15 protein-coding genes are annotated in these 17,249 nt (G+C 43.1%); 6 read left to right on the forward strand and 9 right to left on the reverse strand.

The window, feature by feature from the left end:
* Nucleotides 1–187: 187 nt before the first annotated feature.
* From BLP33_RS00095 to BLP33_RS00105, 3 genes are all read left to right on the forward strand, one after another.
* Nucleotides 188–2,593, forward strand: coding sequence for a glycoside hydrolase family 9 protein (locus BLP33_RS00095; RefSeq protein ID WP_217633087.1), 2,406 nt, complete (start codon nt 188–190; stop codon nt 2,591–2,593).
* A gap of 4 nt (nt 2,594–2,597) precedes the next feature.
* Complete coding sequence (locus BLP33_RS00100; protein WP_090523330.1) at nt 2,598–4,184, forward strand: AGE family epimerase/isomerase; 1,587 nt, start codon at nt 2,598–2,600, stop codon at nt 4,182–4,184.
* Between the two features lie 197 nt (nt 4,185–4,381).
* On the forward strand, nt 4,382–4,747 hold the full coding sequence (locus BLP33_RS00105) for a hypothetical protein (RefSeq protein ID WP_090523334.1): 366 nt from the start codon (nt 4,382–4,384) through the stop codon (nt 4,745–4,747).
* 151 nt (nt 4,748–4,898) lie between these two features.
* Here BLP33_RS00105 and BLP33_RS00110 read toward each other — a convergent pair whose 3' ends face one another.
* Together BLP33_RS00110 and BLP33_RS00115 are read right to left on the reverse strand one after the other, a co-directional pair.
* Nucleotides 4,899–5,318, reverse strand: a complete 420-nt coding sequence (locus tag BLP33_RS00110) for an OsmC family peroxiredoxin (RefSeq protein WP_090523343.1) — start codon at nt 5,316–5,318, stop codon at nt 4,899–4,901.
* A 111-nt stretch (nt 5,319–5,429) separates the two neighbouring features.
* Nucleotides 5,430–6,500 (reverse strand): NADH:flavin oxidoreductase/NADH oxidase, encoded by a 1,071-nt coding sequence (locus BLP33_RS00115; protein WP_090523348.1) that lies wholly within the window; start codon nt 6,498–6,500, stop codon nt 5,430–5,432.
* 204 nt (nt 6,501–6,704) lie between these two features.
* On the opposite strand from BLP33_RS00115, the gene BLP33_RS00120 reads away from it, so the two are divergent.
* Together BLP33_RS00120 and BLP33_RS00125 are read left to right on the forward strand one after the other, a co-directional pair.
* Complete coding sequence (locus BLP33_RS00120) at nt 6,705–7,241, forward strand: GNAT family N-acetyltransferase (protein WP_090523352.1); 537 nt, start codon at nt 6,705–6,707, stop codon at nt 7,239–7,241.
* 61 nt (nt 7,242–7,302) lie between these two features.
* Nucleotides 7,303–7,872, forward strand: coding sequence for a tetratricopeptide repeat protein (locus tag BLP33_RS00125; protein WP_090523357.1), 570 nt, complete (start codon nt 7,303–7,305; stop codon nt 7,870–7,872).
* 303 nt (nt 7,873–8,175) lie between these two features.
* Here the strand turns inward: BLP33_RS00125 and BLP33_RS00130 are convergent, their stop codons facing one another.
* The 4 genes from BLP33_RS00130 to BLP33_RS00145 all read right to left on the reverse strand — a co-directional run bounded on the left by BLP33_RS00130 (nt 8,176) and on the right by BLP33_RS00145 (nt 12,433).
* Nucleotides 8,176–9,063: an alpha/beta hydrolase gene (locus BLP33_RS00130; RefSeq protein ID WP_090523363.1), complete on the reverse strand. Its 888-nt coding sequence runs from the start codon at nt 9,061–9,063 to the stop codon at nt 8,176–8,178.
* A gap of 61 nt (nt 9,064–9,124) precedes the next feature.
* Nucleotides 9,125–10,009 carry an alpha/beta hydrolase gene (locus BLP33_RS00135; RefSeq protein ID WP_090523368.1) on the reverse strand — a complete coding sequence of 295 codons (885 nt, stop codon included), beginning with the start codon at nt 10,007–10,009 and terminating at the stop codon, nt 9,125–9,127.
* Nucleotides 10,010–10,027: 18 nt separating this feature from the next.
* Nucleotides 10,028–10,990, reverse strand: a complete 963-nt coding sequence (locus BLP33_RS00140; protein WP_090523372.1) for an MBL fold metallo-hydrolase — start codon at nt 10,988–10,990, stop codon at nt 10,028–10,030.
* A gap of 348 nt (nt 10,991–11,338) precedes the next feature.
* Nucleotides 11,339–12,433 carry an AI-2E family transporter gene (locus BLP33_RS00145; RefSeq protein ID WP_090523376.1) on the reverse strand — a complete coding sequence of 365 codons (1,095 nt, stop codon included), beginning with the start codon at nt 12,431–12,433 and terminating at the stop codon, nt 11,339–11,341.
* Nucleotides 12,434–12,757: 324 nt separating this feature from the next.
* On the opposite strand from BLP33_RS00145, the gene BLP33_RS27265 reads away from it, so the two are divergent.
* Nucleotides 12,758–12,934, forward strand: coding sequence for a DUF6496 domain-containing protein (locus tag BLP33_RS27265; RefSeq protein ID WP_167516215.1), 177 nt, complete (start codon nt 12,758–12,760; stop codon nt 12,932–12,934).
* An 80-nt stretch (nt 12,935–13,014) separates the two neighbouring features.
* Here the strand turns inward: BLP33_RS27265 and BLP33_RS00150 are convergent, their stop codons facing one another.
* From BLP33_RS00150 to mgrA, 3 genes are all read right to left on the reverse strand, one after another.
* Complete coding sequence (locus BLP33_RS00150; protein WP_090523381.1) at nt 13,015–15,108, reverse strand: M48 family metallopeptidase; 2,094 nt, start codon at nt 15,106–15,108, stop codon at nt 13,015–13,017.
* A complete protein-coding gene (locus tag BLP33_RS00155) occupies nt 15,109–16,080 on the reverse strand; it encodes a Gfo/Idh/MocA family protein (RefSeq protein WP_090523385.1) in 972 nt (323 codons plus the stop codon). It abuts the gene before it with no gap.
* 125 nt (nt 16,081–16,205) lie between these two features.
* Complete coding sequence (gene mgrA / locus BLP33_RS00160) at nt 16,206–17,198, reverse strand: L-glyceraldehyde 3-phosphate reductase (RefSeq protein ID WP_090523388.1); 993 nt, start codon at nt 17,196–17,198, stop codon at nt 16,206–16,208.
* Nucleotides 17,199–17,249: the final 51 nt, after the last annotated feature.

Here is a 17,249-nt window from a genome sequence, read left to right on the forward strand (position 1 = left end):
AGGTTAATATATCATTATACTGAGCCCTTGTCACAGAGGTATTTTTAGCCGTGCAAATATCTTGTTGCATATTACCGGTTAATCCATTATCCTGATGAGATCTAAATTTACCTTCAGCGCGATTATTGCTGCTTGTTGTTTACTGCCCAGTTTTTTGTATGCACAGGTTAAGCCCGCTGCAAACTTAATGAAGCTTAACGCACAGGAATATCTTGAATATAAGGGCGTAAACGTAATGCTTGCACATGATTTTTACCCCGAGGGGCACCAGGGTGGGGTAGGCATTATTCAAAACGGACAGCGTGTAGCTACCAATGGTGATATCAGGCTGGAGCCTACGCCGGGTCAATGGTCGCCTATACCCAAAGTAGGTAAGCGTGTGGTTAATAAAGCTACCGACGAAGTAAGCGTACGCATGGAGTTCCCCAACCCGGATATGAACCGCCATGGTTTTAACCCTATTATCTATCCGGATCTGAATTTTGCTTATCATATTCGGGTGATCCCTGCAGGAAAGGCGTTCAGGATCATTGTTGATTTGGATAAGCCATTGCCCGATAATTGGATAGGTAAAGTAGGTTTTAATCTGGAGTTATTCCCGGGGATTTTGTTTGGCAAATCTTATTACATGGATAAGCAATTTGGCATATTCCCTCAACAGGCCGATGGACAAACTTATATCGACAAAGAAGGTGAAACCCAGGTTATGCCCATGGCCGAAGGCAGAAAGCTCACTATTACGCCCGAAACCGATTTACAGCGCATGACTATCGAAAACCTTTCGGGCGGCAGCCTGCAATTGTTGGATGGCCGGGCCAAGCATAACAATGGCTGGTTTGTGGTACGTTCGTTAGTGGCTAAAGGCGCGTCAAAAGATGCTGTAGAATGGCGGGTAACCCCAAATGCTGTAGAGGGCTGGCAATCGCAACCGGTAGTGCAGGTATCGCAGGTAGGGTATCATCCCGCGCAGCAAAAAATTGCAGTAATTGAACTGGATAAAAATGATAAAAAAGTATTGCCGGTTTCCCTGATGAGAATAAATGAAAACGGCGGACTAATAACCGCTTTGAAAGCCACACCCACCATTTGGGGGGATTTTTTAAGGTATCATTACCTGCAATTTGATTTTACAAAGATCACCAAACCGGGTATGTACTTGGTAAAATATGGCAATTATCAAACGGAGCCATTCCAGATCAGCACTGATGTATTTAGAAACGATGTATGGCAGCCAACGCTTTCATATTTCCTGCCTATACAGATGTGCCATATGCGTGTTAACGAAAAATACCGCGTATGGCATGGCTTATGCCATATGGATGATGCCCGAATGGCGCCGGTTGATTCCAACCATTTCGACGGCTATATTCAGGGGCATAGTACACTCAATAAATATAATCCGGGCGATAACGTACCGTTTCTCGACCGTGGTGCATGGCATGATGCAGGGGATTTTGACCTGCGGGTTGAATCGCAGGCAGAAACGGTTCACGGACTTACATTAGCTTATGAGGCTTTCGACGTAAAATATGATAACACAACTATCGATCAAAAAAACCACATCGTTGAAATTCACCAGCCCGATGGCAAACCGGATATGCTGCAACAGATTGAGCACGGTTTATTAGCCATTACAGGAGGCTACCAGGCCTTGGGACGTTTTTACCGTGGAGTTATTGAGCCAACCATCAGGCAGTACACCATTTTGGGTGATGCCGCCAATATCACCGATAACAAATCTTTTGTAACCAATGCTTCAAATACTAACCCTGTATTGAAAACGCCTGCGGCGGCTGATGACCGCTGGGTGTTTACCGAGGAAAACCCTGGCCGTTCGTTAGAAACAGCCGCCGCCTTGGCTGCTGCAAGCCGTGTAATGAAGGGATATAATGATACACTTGCTAAGCAATGCCTGCAAATAGCACAGGAAGTTTGGAAAAACACACCTGACCATACTTTGCGCCATCGCGTTGCTTTGGCGGTAGAATTACTCATCGCCACAAAAGATAAAACCTATGCCGATTACCTGGTAAACAATACCGATGCGATAGCCAATAGTATTGATAACACCGGCTGGCTGGTTGGCCGCACCATGGGGTTGATCAACGATGCAAATTATCATGATAAAATAACCGAAGCAGTAAAAAAACTATATGCTCAAATTCAGCAGCAGGGAACTAAAACCCCTTATGGAGTTCCGTATGAACCCAATATTTGGGGAGCGGGATGGGGTATCCAGAATTTTGGTTATAAACAATACTTTTTATACTCCGGTTTTCCGTCTGTTTTTAGTGATACCTATATGCTGCATGCCATTGATTTTGTGCTGGGCTGCCATCCGGGTTCCAATACAGCTTCGTTTGTATCGGGCGTGGGTTCAAAATCAATGACAACAGCCTACGGCTTTAACCGGGCCGACCGCTCATATATTCCCGGTGGTATTACCTCCGGCACGGCGCTTATCCGGCCTGATTTTCCCGAACTGCTTAACTGGCCTTACCTATGGCAACAGGGCGAATACGTTTTGGGCGGTGGCACAACCGACTACCTGTTTTTAGTTTTAGCGGCCGATCATGTTTTAAATAAAAAGTAAGCTTATGAAATTGAAGATCAGTTTGCTATCGGCTTTAACCAGCGCCGTGTCGATTGTATTTGCGCAAAATAATCAGAGCGAAAAGCAAAAGATAGCCCATGAAATGCAAATATCCATGGTTGATGAACTGCTTAAGCCCTGGTACCCGGCCGCTTTTGATACTGCCGATGGTGGCTTTTTAAGTGCTTTCACCTATGATTTCAAGCCAACAGGTAACCAGGATAAAATGATAGTAACCCAGGCACGCCACGTTTGGAGCAACAGCAAAGCCGCTGAGCTTTTCCCCGCAAAAAAATATTATATAGAGGGGGCCCGCCATGGCTATGAGTTTTTGCGGGATAAATTGTGGGATAAGCAATACGGTGGCTTTTACATTTTTACGGATAGACAAGGCAATCCCAAACAGGGTGGTTTTGCTCCTAAAGAAGCTTATGGTAATTCTTTTGCAATTTACGCGCTTGCAGCATATTACCAGGCCTCGGGCGATACCAGTGCATTAAATTTGGCTAAGCAATGTTTTTGGTGGTTAGAAAAACACGGTCACGATCCGGTTTATAAGGGTTACTATCAGCACATGCAGCGTGATGGAACACCAATTGTGAGGGATGCAACCATAAAATCTACTGCCGAAACGGGTTATAAAGATCAAAATTCATCCATCCATCTGCTGGAGGCGTTTACCGAATTATACAGCGTGTGGCCGGATGAATTGCTTAAAATCCGCCTGAAAGAAATGTTAATGCTGGTGCGTGATAAGATCACTAATGATAAGGGAAATCTTATCCTGTTTTTTCAACCCGATTGGACACTGGTATCTTACCACGATTCTACCCTTGCCGTTTATAAGCAGCATCATAGCCTTGACCATATTTCGTACGGACATAATGTAGAAACGGCTTATCTGATGCTCGAAGCTTCACATGCTTTAGGTATTGAAGGGGATATCAAAACCTTGCAGGTGGGCAAAAAAATGGTTGATGATGCGTTGGATAATGGTTGGGATAATAAAGTGGGCGGTTTTTACGATGAGGGCTATTACTTTAAAGATAAGCCCGGACTTACCATTACTGAGGATACCAAGAACTGGTGGGCGCAGGCAGAAGGGCTCAACACGCTGCTCATTATGGCTGCCAGGTATCCGCAGGATAAGCACCAGTACTTTGAAAAGTTTAAAACCCTGTGGCTATACACGCAAACCTACCTCATTGACCATGAACATGGCGACTGGTACCAGGGCGGCATAGATAAACAACCACAGTATAAAACAGCTCTCAAAGGCCAGATCTGGAAGGGAACTTACCACACTTTCCGCGCGCTGATGAACTGTGTGACGCAACTTGCCCCGGATAAAATACCACCCACTGCCCCAAAGCAGGTAAAACTGGCCAAAGCTACCGGTACCTTAAAATGGCAGGCATCTAAGGATAATAAGCGGGTGTTGGGTTATAATATTTACAATAATGGCAAACGGATAGGTTTTACGCCGTTAAATTATTTTGTGGTGGATAGGAGTGCGGCTGGTAAAGGCAAGTTAACAGTGAGAGCGGTTGATTTAGAGGGTAATCAGTCTGCTTTGAATAAAGCTTTTTAAATTAGTAATCAATAGCTTATGGTAATGCTATTGTGAGTTGGTTAATGTTCAAATGCCTTAACCCGGTTTTTATTAGGGTGCATTTTGCTCTCAGCCTTCAGCTTTTGAAAGTGACCACGATCATTTTTTTAACGCGCCATGGTCATGTTACAGGTAAGCGGTACCAGCCATCTTTGTATCATTAAAAGATAACAATCATGGCAACTTTAAAAATAAATGCTCCTGAATGGACCGCTGCAAATACCAATACCGTTAACACCGCCAATACTAAAGCCGGCAACAATACCTGGAATAAGTTAATGGCCTTTGCCGATAGCCAGGCCCCTAATAAAACAGTTTGGTTCATGTTTTCACTTGTTTCACAAGGTGTGCTCTTTTTACCTGTACCTGCTTTCCTGCTGTATTATTACAACGCTCCGATAGCCGTGCTGGCAGTAACTCTTGTGTTATTCTTTGCCAACATTATAGCCGGCATGGGCGGCTCCGGTATCCGTACACTGCTTGGTTTTTTCGCATTCAGCGTCCTGGTACATATTGCCATGCTGCTTGTATTTATGTTGTAATATAGCTTATTGACCCCTGATTTAATATGTGTTGAAAAGTCGCCGGTTTACCGGCGGCTTTGTTGTTTTAAAAAGGAGTGGATAGGGGATGAGTCAACAAAAAGGGGATTGTGCACAGCACAATCCCCTTTTTGTATTTTGTAAAATGTAGTTAAGCGTAAGTAACACTTAAAGTAATTGGCACGCTCAGTGCTTTTGAAATAATGCAGTTAGCTTTGGCGCCTTCGGCAATTTCTTTGAATTGTTCTTCAGATACACCATCAATTGCTGATCCTTTTATTTCTAAATGGATGCCTGTAACTTCTAAAGCCTGCATATCAAGGTCAAGAATTGCATCGGTAGTTAAATCATTAGGAGTAAAGCCTGCCTGGGTTAAAGCAGCGCCAACGGCCATAGTAAAGCAGCCTGCATGAGCAGCAGCTAATAACTCTTCGGGGTTAGTACCGATGCCATCGGCAAAGCGGGTTTTAAATGAATACTGGGTTTTGTTTAATACAGTGCTCTGGGTAGTGATCTCTCCCTGCCCTGCCTGTAATGTACCGTTCCAATGGGCGTTTGCTGTACGTTTCATAGCGTGTGGTTTTATATTAGTTCATAGTTTATGGTTCATAGTTCATGGCTGGTTTTGGGGGAAATAGTTTCAGGTTTTGCTATGAACCATAAACTATTACCTATAAACCAATTAATGCCATTTAGCGCGTTCATACTGAACAGGCCATTTTATTTCCTCGCCAAGCTCATGTGCCGCGCGCAGGGCAAAATGTGGATCACGAAGCATTTCCCTTGCAAAAAACACAAGATCGGCACGTTCGTTTTCTATAATTTCATTAGCCTGGTCCGATTTGGTGATCAAACCTACCGTACCTGTAAGTATACCGCTTTCTTTTTTAACTTTTTCGGCAAATTCAACTTGATAACCCGGTGTTAACGGGATTTTAACATTTGGTATGTTGCCGCCTGTTGAGCAGTCAATCAGATCAACACCTTTTCCTTTTAAAATATTGGCTAATGCAACAGAATCACCTGCCGTCCAGCCGCCTTCTACCCATTCGGTTGCCGAAATCCGTACAAACAGCAGGTTCTCTTCAGGCCAAACTTCCTTAACACTTTCAATTATTTCGAGGAGTAAACGAATGCGGTTTTCAAAACTTCCGCCATATTCGTCTGTACGTTGGTTACTGAACGGTGAAAGAAATTGATTGATCAGGTATCCGTGTGCACCATGCAATTCTATCACTTGAAAACCGGCGTCAATAGCCCGTTTAGCAGCGGCTTTGAAATCGGCTTTTACTTTTTCAATACCCGCTTTATCTAAAGCTATGGGTGGTTCTTCATTTTCAAAAAAGGAAATGGCACTTGCCGAAACACTTTGCCAGCCGTTTGACTGATCGGCAGGGACCTGTTTACCGCCGTTCCATGGTTCCTGGTGACTTGACTTACGTCCTGCATGCGCCAGCTGGGTACCCGGAACAGCGCCCTGAGCCTTTATAAAATCAGTGATCTGTTTTAGTTTTTCAACATGTTCGTCTTTATACAAACCCAGGTCGGCGAAGGTAATGCGGCCTTCGGGTGATACCGCGGCGGCTTCGGTAATGATTAATCCCGCACCGCCTGTAGCAAAGCTGCCAAGGTGTACCAGGTGCCAGTCGTTAGCAAAACCATCCTGGCTTGAATACTCGCACATAGGCGATACTACGATGCGGTTTTTTAGTTCGATGTTTTTTATTTTGAGGGGAGAGAATAGTGTAGACATGTTTTTTGTTTTTGCAAATATGCGTACTAACAAGCAGTGTGTATGTACTGTTTTTGTAAAATGATATTGCAGTGAGAGGAAAGAGGCGTTTTGTGCCAGGCGGAATTGTCCGGATCAGAATTACAGAATTATTCAATTTTCAGAATAAGGTCATTCTTTAATAGTGCAGGTTGTGCTATTTACTAAAACGTTACATTTACCACCATGTCTGCCATTACAACCCGCTTAGCAACTTTTAATGATATCTCCGAATTGCAGGGGCTAATCGCTCTTTCTGTCCGTGGATTAAGCACTAATTATTACAATCAGCAGCAAATTGAAAGTGCTATTAAGTACATTTTTGGAGTGGATACCCAATTGGTTACCGATGGTACTTATTATGTAGCCGAAATAAACGGCGTTACCGTAGGCTGTGGCGGCTGGAGCAAACGCAATACACTTTACGGTGGCGATCAGCATAAAGAAATTGAAGACCCATTGCTTGATCCCAATCATGATGCTGCCAGGATCAGGGCTTTCTTTGTTCATCCGGACTATGCCCGGAGGGGTATAGGTAGTTATATCATAAAGGTTTGCGAAACTGCTGCACAAAACAACGGCTTTAAGAGCCTGCAATTAGGAGCTACGTTGCCTGGTGTGCCGCTTTACGAAGCTATGGGATACAAAGCCATGGAAAATATAGATCAGCCGATGCCTGATGGGGTGGTATTGCCTTTGGTTAAAATGTTTAAGGTTTTATAGTTTTGGTTTTCATATTAAACACTCCCTTTCAGCGTTATAGCTCAGAACCAAGCCCGCAATCATGCCCAGGAAAATACTGACGGTAATAATCTTATTAATGGCTGTTACCTTAACACAGGCCCAAACTGCTGAAGATACCTACAACAAATACCTCGACTTTAATTTGGCGCGTTTGCAGGGTGAACAGGATAAGGCAATGGAATTATCCCGGCAAATTATGCAGGATACGGCCAGACTATCAGCCAAAGTTAAGATCAATTTTTTCAATTCACTGGCCAGGCTTTATGAAGATGACAATCAAAGTGTAAATGCGATACCCTTATATGAGCGCGTAGTTGCTGCCGAACCTGATTATTATGTGGCCCACCGGGCTTTGGGATACTTGTATCTCAAAAATATCCCCGATGCGGATAAGCCTTTGAATACCCCATCTACAGATGCCGAATACATTAAGGCTGTCAAAAAAGCCCTGCCTCAATTGGAGAAGGCACAGGCCTGCGATGCTGACGACAATACTTTAGCCCTGATAAAAACGCTTTATAAGAACATTGGTAATGATGCCGGGTTGACCGAACTGAATAACCGTTTGAAGGTTTTGAAAGAGAAATGTGAAGATATTTTGAGTGATTAGCGCCAAATTACTCCATCCAGAGTAATGCTGAGTGATTAAATCCAGGGGCCTCTGAAGGTGAAACGACAAAAGAGGGCCTGTCAGTCTGAGCCTGTCGAAGACTCGTGTGCAGAGGCTTGCCCGCCATACTTCGACGGGCTCATTATGACACCCATTTTTTAAGTTGTCATGGGTAACTTGCTTTAACACCGCACTCGTTATGCCTCCGGGCGTGCTGATCAAAGCGTTGACTGACCTGTGGGGGGCCGAAACAATCTTCAGAGGCCTCAGGATTTAATAGCTATTTTATTATATTCCTACGTCCTACTTTTGCCTAAAGCTATCACCAATAAATGCTAATGCATCGGTGATGCCGGTGCGCCAGTAGGTCCAGTTGTGGGCTCCGTCGCGGATGCGGAATTCGTGTGGCACTTTCTTTTCTGTAAGGGCTATATGCAGCAGGCTGTTCCCTTTGCTTAGCGCGTCATCATCACCGCAATCTATCCAGTAGCGCACATTTTTCAGATCATCGGTTGTTTTGCTTTGTACCAATCCCAGTATGGAGTTAGCCTGCCAGGTAGCATTAAGGCGTTCTTTTCCTTTAAGATCGGGGCCAAATACCTTGCTATATACATCCTTCCAGCGCTCGTCGGGTATCGCCATAAAATCATCATCGCTACGTACCGCAGCACTCAAAGCCGCCGCTGCTGAGAACATATCGGGATGTTTAAGGCTATATACCAGTGTGCCAAAGCCTCCCATGGATAAGCCCGCCACGCCGCGGTATTGTTTAGTACCTTTTATACGGTATTCTTTTTCGATAGATGGTATAAACTCCTTGAAAAAGAAGTCCTCATAGTTTAGTTTGTCCTGGTATGCATTGATAAAGAAGCTTGTGCCCCCGTCGGGCATTACAATGATCATCGGTGGAATGGTACCATCGGCAATAGCTTTATCGGCATAGCGGTTAACTTCACCAAATTGCAGCCAGCCGGTATGGTCATCCCCATAACCATGCAACAGGTATACTACGGGGTAGGTCCGGTTTGATGTTTCATAATCAGCAGGGAGGTATACTGCGTATTTTACATTATGATTTAAAATATCGCTTTTTATATATTGCTCTTCAATCACCTTACCGGTAGTTTGCGGAAATACATTTGCCGAAATCAGCAATAAACAAACCAGCAAAATCCTTTTTATAATACTCATATTCTAATTGATTCAATTAATCGTCATTTACACATCCGCATATCTGAAAACAGCGCATCTGCTACTTTTGCCTGAAACTATCACCAATAAATTGCAGTGCGTTGGTGATCCCTGTACGCCAGTAGGTCCAGGTGTGGGCGCCATCGCGCATGCGAAATTCATGCGGTACATTTTTTTCGGTAAGGGCAATATGCAACAGGCAGTTGCCTTTGCTCAAAAAGTCGTCGTCGCCGCAATCTATCCAGTATCTTACAGATTTTAACTCATCGGTAGTTTTGGTTTGCACCAGGTTTAAAACCGAATTACTTTGCCAGGCATTGTTAACCCTGTCTTTCCCCTTTAAGCCCCGGCCGTAAAGCTGTGCAAATATTTTTTCATAAGTATCATCAGGAGTGCTTACGAGCTGATCGTCGGGAAATACAGCGGCACTTAAGGCCGCACCGGCTGCAAACAGATCGGGATGTTTAAGTGTATAAATCAGTGTTCCGTAACCGCCCATCGACAGCCCTGCAATGCCCCGGTATTTTTTTTCGGCCTTGATGCGCAACGCTTTTTCAATGTGAGGCATAAACTCTTTGACGAAAAAGTCTTCATATTTTTCCTTACCGTCATAAGAGTTGATGTACCAGCTCGAATCGGCATTTGGCATTACAATGATCATGGGCGGGATAGTGCCATCGCTAATAGCTTTATCGGCATAGCGGTTAACCTCGCCAAATTGCAGCCAGCCGGTATGGTCGTCGGTATAGCCGTGCAGGAGGTAAACTACAGGGTAGGTGCGGTTAGCCGTTTCATAATCCGGAGGTAGATAAACCGCATAATTTACATTGCGCTTTAAAATTTTGCTTTTGAGGTTTTGCTCTTCAAGCACCTTGCCCTGTTGTGCAAATAAATTGAAGCCGCTTACCAGGAGCATTAATAGAAAAACAGGTTTAAGTATTTTCATGGTATGGATGTTTCAGGTTTAAAAATTAAGGGCCTTCCCCTGTTGCGGATATATCAGGTTTAGCTGTAATTTATTGGCAGCTTTTAACTGAGTTTTGATTTTGCTGATACTTGTCATTGGCGGCTTTAAATGAGTTACTACAATGTTTAAGCCTTTAATAGCATCTGTACCGGTTAACAAGGCCAGTTTATCCATCTCGGCCATTAACCATTTCGGCGTAAGGTGACCGAACAATGTTTTATCCGGCTGCTCATTAGGGAAAGATACCTCTATTAAAATAGCCTTTAATTTTTTGCTTTTTATCAGCGGAGCAGCGGTCTGCCACAGGTTTTGCATGTTGCTGCTTTTTTCTATCTCATCGGGGCCGGTATCACCTAAATAAAGCAAATAATTGTTATTGCTATTCACCAAAAAAGCAGTACTGGTTAAATTGGAATGACTGAGTGGGAAAGCCCGGACCTTAAGCTCGGTATTTTCGATAGCTGTTTCAGTAGCGGGTTCCAGTACCTTATAGTGATATTTTTTCAGTGCCGGGGTTTCGCCCTGGTCAGCAAAATTGGCCCAGCTTTTCCAGGTAAAATAGTGCGTTTTTATGGTTTCAATGCAATCATTAAGTGCATAGATGCTTTTGGTGCTGTCCTCGGGTGAGTTAATAATGAGCCCGGCAATATGGTCAAGATGTGAATGGGATATAAAATAGCCTTTAATGTACTGCCTGAGCACAGTATTGGCGGGTACTTTAAAACTTTTACACCTTACAGCTTTCTCAATGCCATAATGTATTGTGCCTGCATCAAGGCAGATGTAGTTATTGCTGCCTTTGGGTGCAAGCATATAGGCCGATAGGTTGCTTTCATCAATACCCCCCAGTACCCCTAAGGGTACCAGCCTAAAAGTTGAAACCTTTGGAGTTTGTGCAACCAAAATTACAGGGAAAAGGAAAATATATAAAAATGGCGGTAATTTATACTTGAGGGTCATTTCAGGCAGATTTAGCTTTAGTATGCTACGCTACTAAATTAAGGATATGCATAAATAATTAAAGTAAAATGCCGCCTGTTTTTTGAACAGTTACATTACATAACGGGTTTTAAGGCATCGTTCACAAAAAAATTTGCGAACGGGAAGCCAAAACAGGGTGATTTTTAATGCAAGGCTACGCCTACGCCTGGTTTTTAAAGGCTCATTACATTTTTTACACCTGTAAATAGCACGTGGCGTATCTCTTACAATTTCCATTGTTAGGGGGGAGCAACAGTTTCTGCAAAATTAAAGTTCAGTATATTTAAACGAAAGTTTACAGGTTTAGGTTTGTCTTTTTTTGAGAATTTATTCTGTTTTCATGGCCTTCGCAGCAGGTTTTTTATATTCATAATCGCCACCTAACAGATATCCCCATGGTTTAAGTGTTTCAATGCGGTCAAATATGATCTTGAATATGGCAATAACAGGAATAGAAAGGAACATGCCCGAAAGGCCCCAGATCATTTCGCCTAAAATAATGCCTATAAAAGAGATGAGGGCATTGAGCCTAACCTTTGAACCGACTATAGTGGGCAGCAAAAAATTGGCATCAACTGCGTGAATACCTATAACACTAACAGCCACCGCTACAGTGTTGCTGATACTGCCGGTAGCAAAAGTTATAACAGTACTTAAAAGCAAAGCGGTGAAGATCCCGATGTATGGAATAATATTGAAAAGACCGACTATAATGCCCAGCAAAGCGGCATATTTTATACCTATCATCCAAAAAACGGTAATGGCTACTCCGGCCACTATTACCATTTCTAACAGTAACCCCAATATATATTGCCTCAAAATACTTTGAATATTTTCAACAATATCCATTACCACGTGCTCATTTTCATCTCTGAAAACCCATACCATAAAACGGATGAGCAAACGCCTGTATAACAGTATAAAAAAGGTGAAGATCAGGATGAACACATAAAACAGCATGATCGATGAGATGGCACCAAAAGTAGTGCCCAGTACATCAGTGCCCGACTCCATGAGTTTTTTGGCGGTGTCATCAACATAAGCCATTTGCTTGGCAGCGTTAACATGAAACGCGTGTTGAATCCATTCCTGCAGGTCCCGTATGGATTGCGTAACCTGTTTTTTAAGCATTGGCCAGTCGTTAGCCATGTTTGAGATCTGTGACCCTACCAGGTAGAGGATCCCCCCAACAACACCAACCAATAATAATATAGAAACCAGCGATGCCATGCTGCGGGGTAATCTCAGCTTATTTTCCAGAAAATTACAAACGGGAAGCAACAGTATGGCGAAAATAAAACCAAAGATCATGGGATCAAGCAGATCCTTACCCATAATAATCAGGTAACCCAGGGCCATAAAACCAATAAGTACTAAAGCAAGACGTTCGTAAAATGGAGCGATGAGTTTTTTTGTTGGCATATGGGGCAAATGTAGAGGTATTTATGAAGGCTTAACACGTAATTATTTCAGAAGTTTGAAGATAAGTAATAATCGGGAACAGACCCGGTGAAAAATGCGAAAGGTTTAAATCATGCCGGATTGAGCAGCAGTTGCAGTTTTAAGTAGCAACAGGAACAGTTTGGTGTACTTGCTATTACAGTCGTTAACTCTACCTATACAGCAACTGCCACTCAGTAACTGCTACTAAAATTGTCGCTGTAACTATTAAAAAATCACCACTGATTTTATATTTTGGCAAATATTTTGCATTGTAATATTATCATTTACTTAAAAAGTAACATTATGGCAAAGTATTCAGAAAAAGCCGGAGAGAAGGTTGAGAAAACCATGCACGAAATGAAGGAAGGCAAGCTGAAAAGCGGCAGCGGCAAAAAAGTAACCAGCAAAAAGCAGGCAGTGGCTATAGGCCTTTCAGAAGCGCGAAAAGAAGGCGCCAAAGTGCCGAAGAAGAAAAGTTGATAAATGGCCTCTGGTACAGGCTCATTGAAGTGTTTATAACTGTTTTCAATGAGCCTGTTTTAGCAACCACCACTGGTTTTTTAATTAACAAACTGAAGTTGAAAATTGAGCAAGTCTTTCTTTATTTCAAAATTACGTTTGGCAATGCCCAAAACATACACTTCCATAGCTTCGTTGAAATTTTGCAAAGCCTGGTTATCGTATCTTGGTTCAAGATAATAAGTATGTTTAACAGCGAGATAATCCTCTAAAATTTTGATCTGCACTTCGTTAAAATATTTCCTGCTTGTTTCATCAGTAATAGTTTCGTTTATGCGTTTTTTTACATAGCGCTCCTGTTTATAAACTTCAGCAAGCGTGTCATGAATTTGCTCAACAGTCATCTTATTATAAACAGGCGCGAGTGCACGCATAATATTATTATACATTTCATAGTCAGCTACTGCTTCCTGCTGATAGTCAAACAGGTTGTTATATTGCGCAATTAGCATTTCGCGTTGGGTATCGGTTGAGCGCATATAGAAAAATAAGAAAAGATTTTTGTCCAACTCTTCTATTCTTTTTTTGCACAGTTTCATATTCCGATTTAAGCAATGCCTGAAGGTTATAAATATCGTTGGGGTGATATTTAGTGCCGCGGAAATCAAAAGTTTTGATTTGATCAGCCATATTAAGCTATCAAATATATCAATATCCCCCTGCAAGCGGCGGGCCTTCGCCGGCAAATTGCTGTTTTCCGCATTCAGCAGTCCCTCAAAGGTTTGATCGCGGATGTAATCTTGATTTGCTAATGCATCATCGATATTAAACGCAGTTATTAACCGGTCATCAAAATAGTTATTGTATTGCGGATCAAATGAATTCTCAGTGATCTTACTATAAAAATCCTGTTTAAAAGCTTCGATTGTAACTCTTTCAGCATTTTTATCAGTGTTAACAATTTCATAAAGGTGATCGGTAAGTTGCGTTTGTATCAGTAGCGGATCTTCAAAAAGCACCCACGCGGGCTCGTTTACTGTTGTGGTTGTAAGGTTGATGCGGTTAGCATGTACTTCGCGCTCGTTGTTGGTAGGGTGCGATGACCATTGATTTTTTATTACTATTTCGCTGCTTTCCGGCAAATTCCAGCCATCTGATATGATCGGTAACGCAGCCGCATCAATCTCAATCTTATGATAGTTGGCAAAATGCCTGATCATTTCCAGATGTTGGGGATAAAGATTGTCCGCCCGTTTATTTTGTTTAAGGTTTGCACGCGAATAATTGATAAGGTTTTCATAACAAGCTTGTCCTATATCAATGCGTTTTAACGAGGATATGATGTGGTTTGATCCGCTTACATAGGCGGCCACAGCATCGGCCTGAAACTCCATTTCCCGTGATAATGCAAGATGGGCCTTATTGACCACTATATAGATTTTGCGCAAGATGTATTGCATCCCTTGTATCAGCTTGATATTTAAAGATGCTGCCATGCTAAAAACGCCGTGCACACGTGCAAACCTACTGATAAGATTGCTATAATCTTCGGTGTCATATAGCATGTTATAAAGTACCTTATTAAAGTTGTATACATAGCTGCCAACTTTCATGCTTCGTTGTGAAAAATGGCCGAATTCGTGCGCCATCACTGCTTTAAACTCCGACAGATTCACAGAATTTATCAGGCCCAAACCTATTTTCAGATTTTTTTTAACAGGCAGGAACATGCTCCAAAAGCTTGAACTGTAAAACACTCCGGCATTTACATCAGCAGACAAGTAAATGCGTTTTGGCCTGGGAGCCTGCGCTTCGATGGTGATTTTAGATATGAAATCAAATAATGCGGGATGCTGATCGGCGGTAATTTCAATCATGTCTGAATAATCTACACGCGTGCGTTTGAAGATAAACTTGATCACAAAGTAAACCAACATAAGGCCCGAAAGTATTAGCGCCACTCCAACTACCAACGTTATAAATGCAGGATGAAGCACTATAAAAGCCACGCCTATGTATCCAAATGCTATGGCTATTGCCAGCGAGCCCAAAAACAAAAGCAGATAGCAAATGATGAATAATATAATAGCACTTACCGCGATATATACACGATTTTTAAACGACTTTGAGGGTTTAATTACATTTTTATCCGCCCCTGCCGGCATGGGAGGATACGATAAGGTTAGGTTTTTCATTTATTTTTTTAATGTAAACGCGTCGATGATATCCATCAGCGTCACAGCTTCATCAATGGGGCAGGGGTTGGGCCCTTCGCCATTAAAGTACGCTACTATTTTGGTTATGAAAGGCTGCTGGATATGTTCGGGATGAGTGAAAGTTATGGTGTCTTCTGCACTATCAGTTTTCCAATTGATGTAATTGCCAAAAAACGGGAAGGTGATTTTTCCTTTTGTGCCTATGATCTCGCATGTATCGGTGGTTTCACTTTCGGCTACATTAAAACACCAGGAACCGTTAACCACTATCTTGTTTTTAAACAGGATCTGCCCGCAAACATGATCGTCGGCAGGCGTTGAGTTTGATTGATTGAGCGAAAAACCATGATACATTTCAGGCTCGCCGAAATAATACAACATCAAATCGAGCTGATGCGGGGCAAGATCATGGAAATAACCTCCGCCTGATAATTCGGGCTGTACACGCCAGTTGGTTTCCACATCGGCAATCAAAGTTGGTTTGCGGCTTTGCCACATCCTGATCTGTACCGTACGGATTTCGCCAATCAGCTGCGCATCAATTAATTCTTTAACCTTTAAAAACATAGGCAAAGCCCGGCGGTAATGGGCAACCGTAAGTTTTGAACTGCTCCCCTTCACAGCCGCTGCCATAGCCCTTGCTTCGGCCGAATTACGGGTCACCGGTTTTTCGACATAAACGTTTAACCCTTTTTTTAATGCGATAAGTGCATAATCGAGATGGGATGCGGGAGGGGTAGCTATGTAAATCGCGTTCAGTTCCTGATCGTTCAGCAATTCGTCGGCATTGTTGTACCATTTGCTTACACCATGGCGTGCAGCATAATCGGCCGCTTTTTCTGCATCGCGGCGCATAACGGCCACAAGGTTACTTCCCGCCACTTTTTTAAATGCAGGCCCGCTCTTTTTTTCAGTTACGTTGCCGCAGCCTATAATGCCCCAGTTTATCATTGTATAAGCCCCTCTAAATCTCCCCCTGAAAGGGAGACTTTAATTTTTATTTAAGGAAAGATATTAAAATTACTTGTCGAAAAGAATAGAAATTGGCGCTCCACCATAGTTCCCCCTTTAGGGGGTTAGGGGGCTAAAATTTTTTCTATGCTTGCTAATTCCTCTGCCGAAAACCGGAGGTTATCCAAAGCTTTTAATGAATCGGATAATTGTTCGGGCCTGCTGGCACCTATCAATACAGATGTCACGCGCTCATCTTTCAGGATCCAGGCCAGTGCCATTTGGGCCAGCGACTGCCCGCGTTGCACTGCCAGGTTGTTCAACTCCTTGATTTGCCTCAGGCGTTCGTCCGTTATATGGCTTTTTTGAAGGAAACCGGTCGGTCGGGCAGCCCTTGAATCTTCGGGGATGCCATGAAGGTATTTATCCGTCAATAAACCTTGCGCCAGTGGTGAAAAGGGGATACAGCCTACGCCTTCGTTACCTAAAACATTCAGCAAACCGCCTTCAACCCAACGTTCAAACATGGAGTATTTAGGCTGATGGATAAGGCACTGTGTGCCAAGCTCTTTGAGTATTTTGATAGCTTTCGAAGCCAGTTCGGCAGGGTAGTTGGAAACACCAACATACAAAGCTTTTCCCTGGCGAACAATGAGGTCCAACGTAGCCATGGTTTCCTCAAGCGGCGTGTTTGGATCGGGGCGATGGTGGTAAAAGATATCCACATAATCAAGCCCCATGCGTTTAAGGCTTTGATCAAGGCTGGCTACCAGGTATTTCTTCGAGCCCCAGTCACCGTACGGGCCCGGCCACATGGTGTAACCGGCTTTGCTTGATATAATAAGTTCGTCGCGGTAATCGCGGAAATCTTCCTTCAGGATCTTTCCAAAATTCTCTTCGGCCGAGCCGGGAGGCGGGCCATAATTGTTGGCCAGGTCAAAATGGGTGATGCCGCTGTCGAAAGCGAGATGTAATATTTTGCGGTAATTATCGGCAACGTCAACATGACCGAAATTATGCCAAAGGCCTAATGAAATAGCCGGAAGTTTGATGCCACTGTTACCGCAGCGGCGATATTGCATTGTTTGATACCTATCGGCAGATGCTATATATGTCATATTTTTAGGTGAGGATCGGGCCGTAAAAATAGAACTTTAGGTAGATTAATA

The organism is Mucilaginibacter sp. NFR10, assembly GCF_900100445.1.
Lineage (GTDB): Bacteria > Bacteroidota > Bacteroidia > Sphingobacteriales > Sphingobacteriaceae > Mucilaginibacter > Mucilaginibacter rubeus.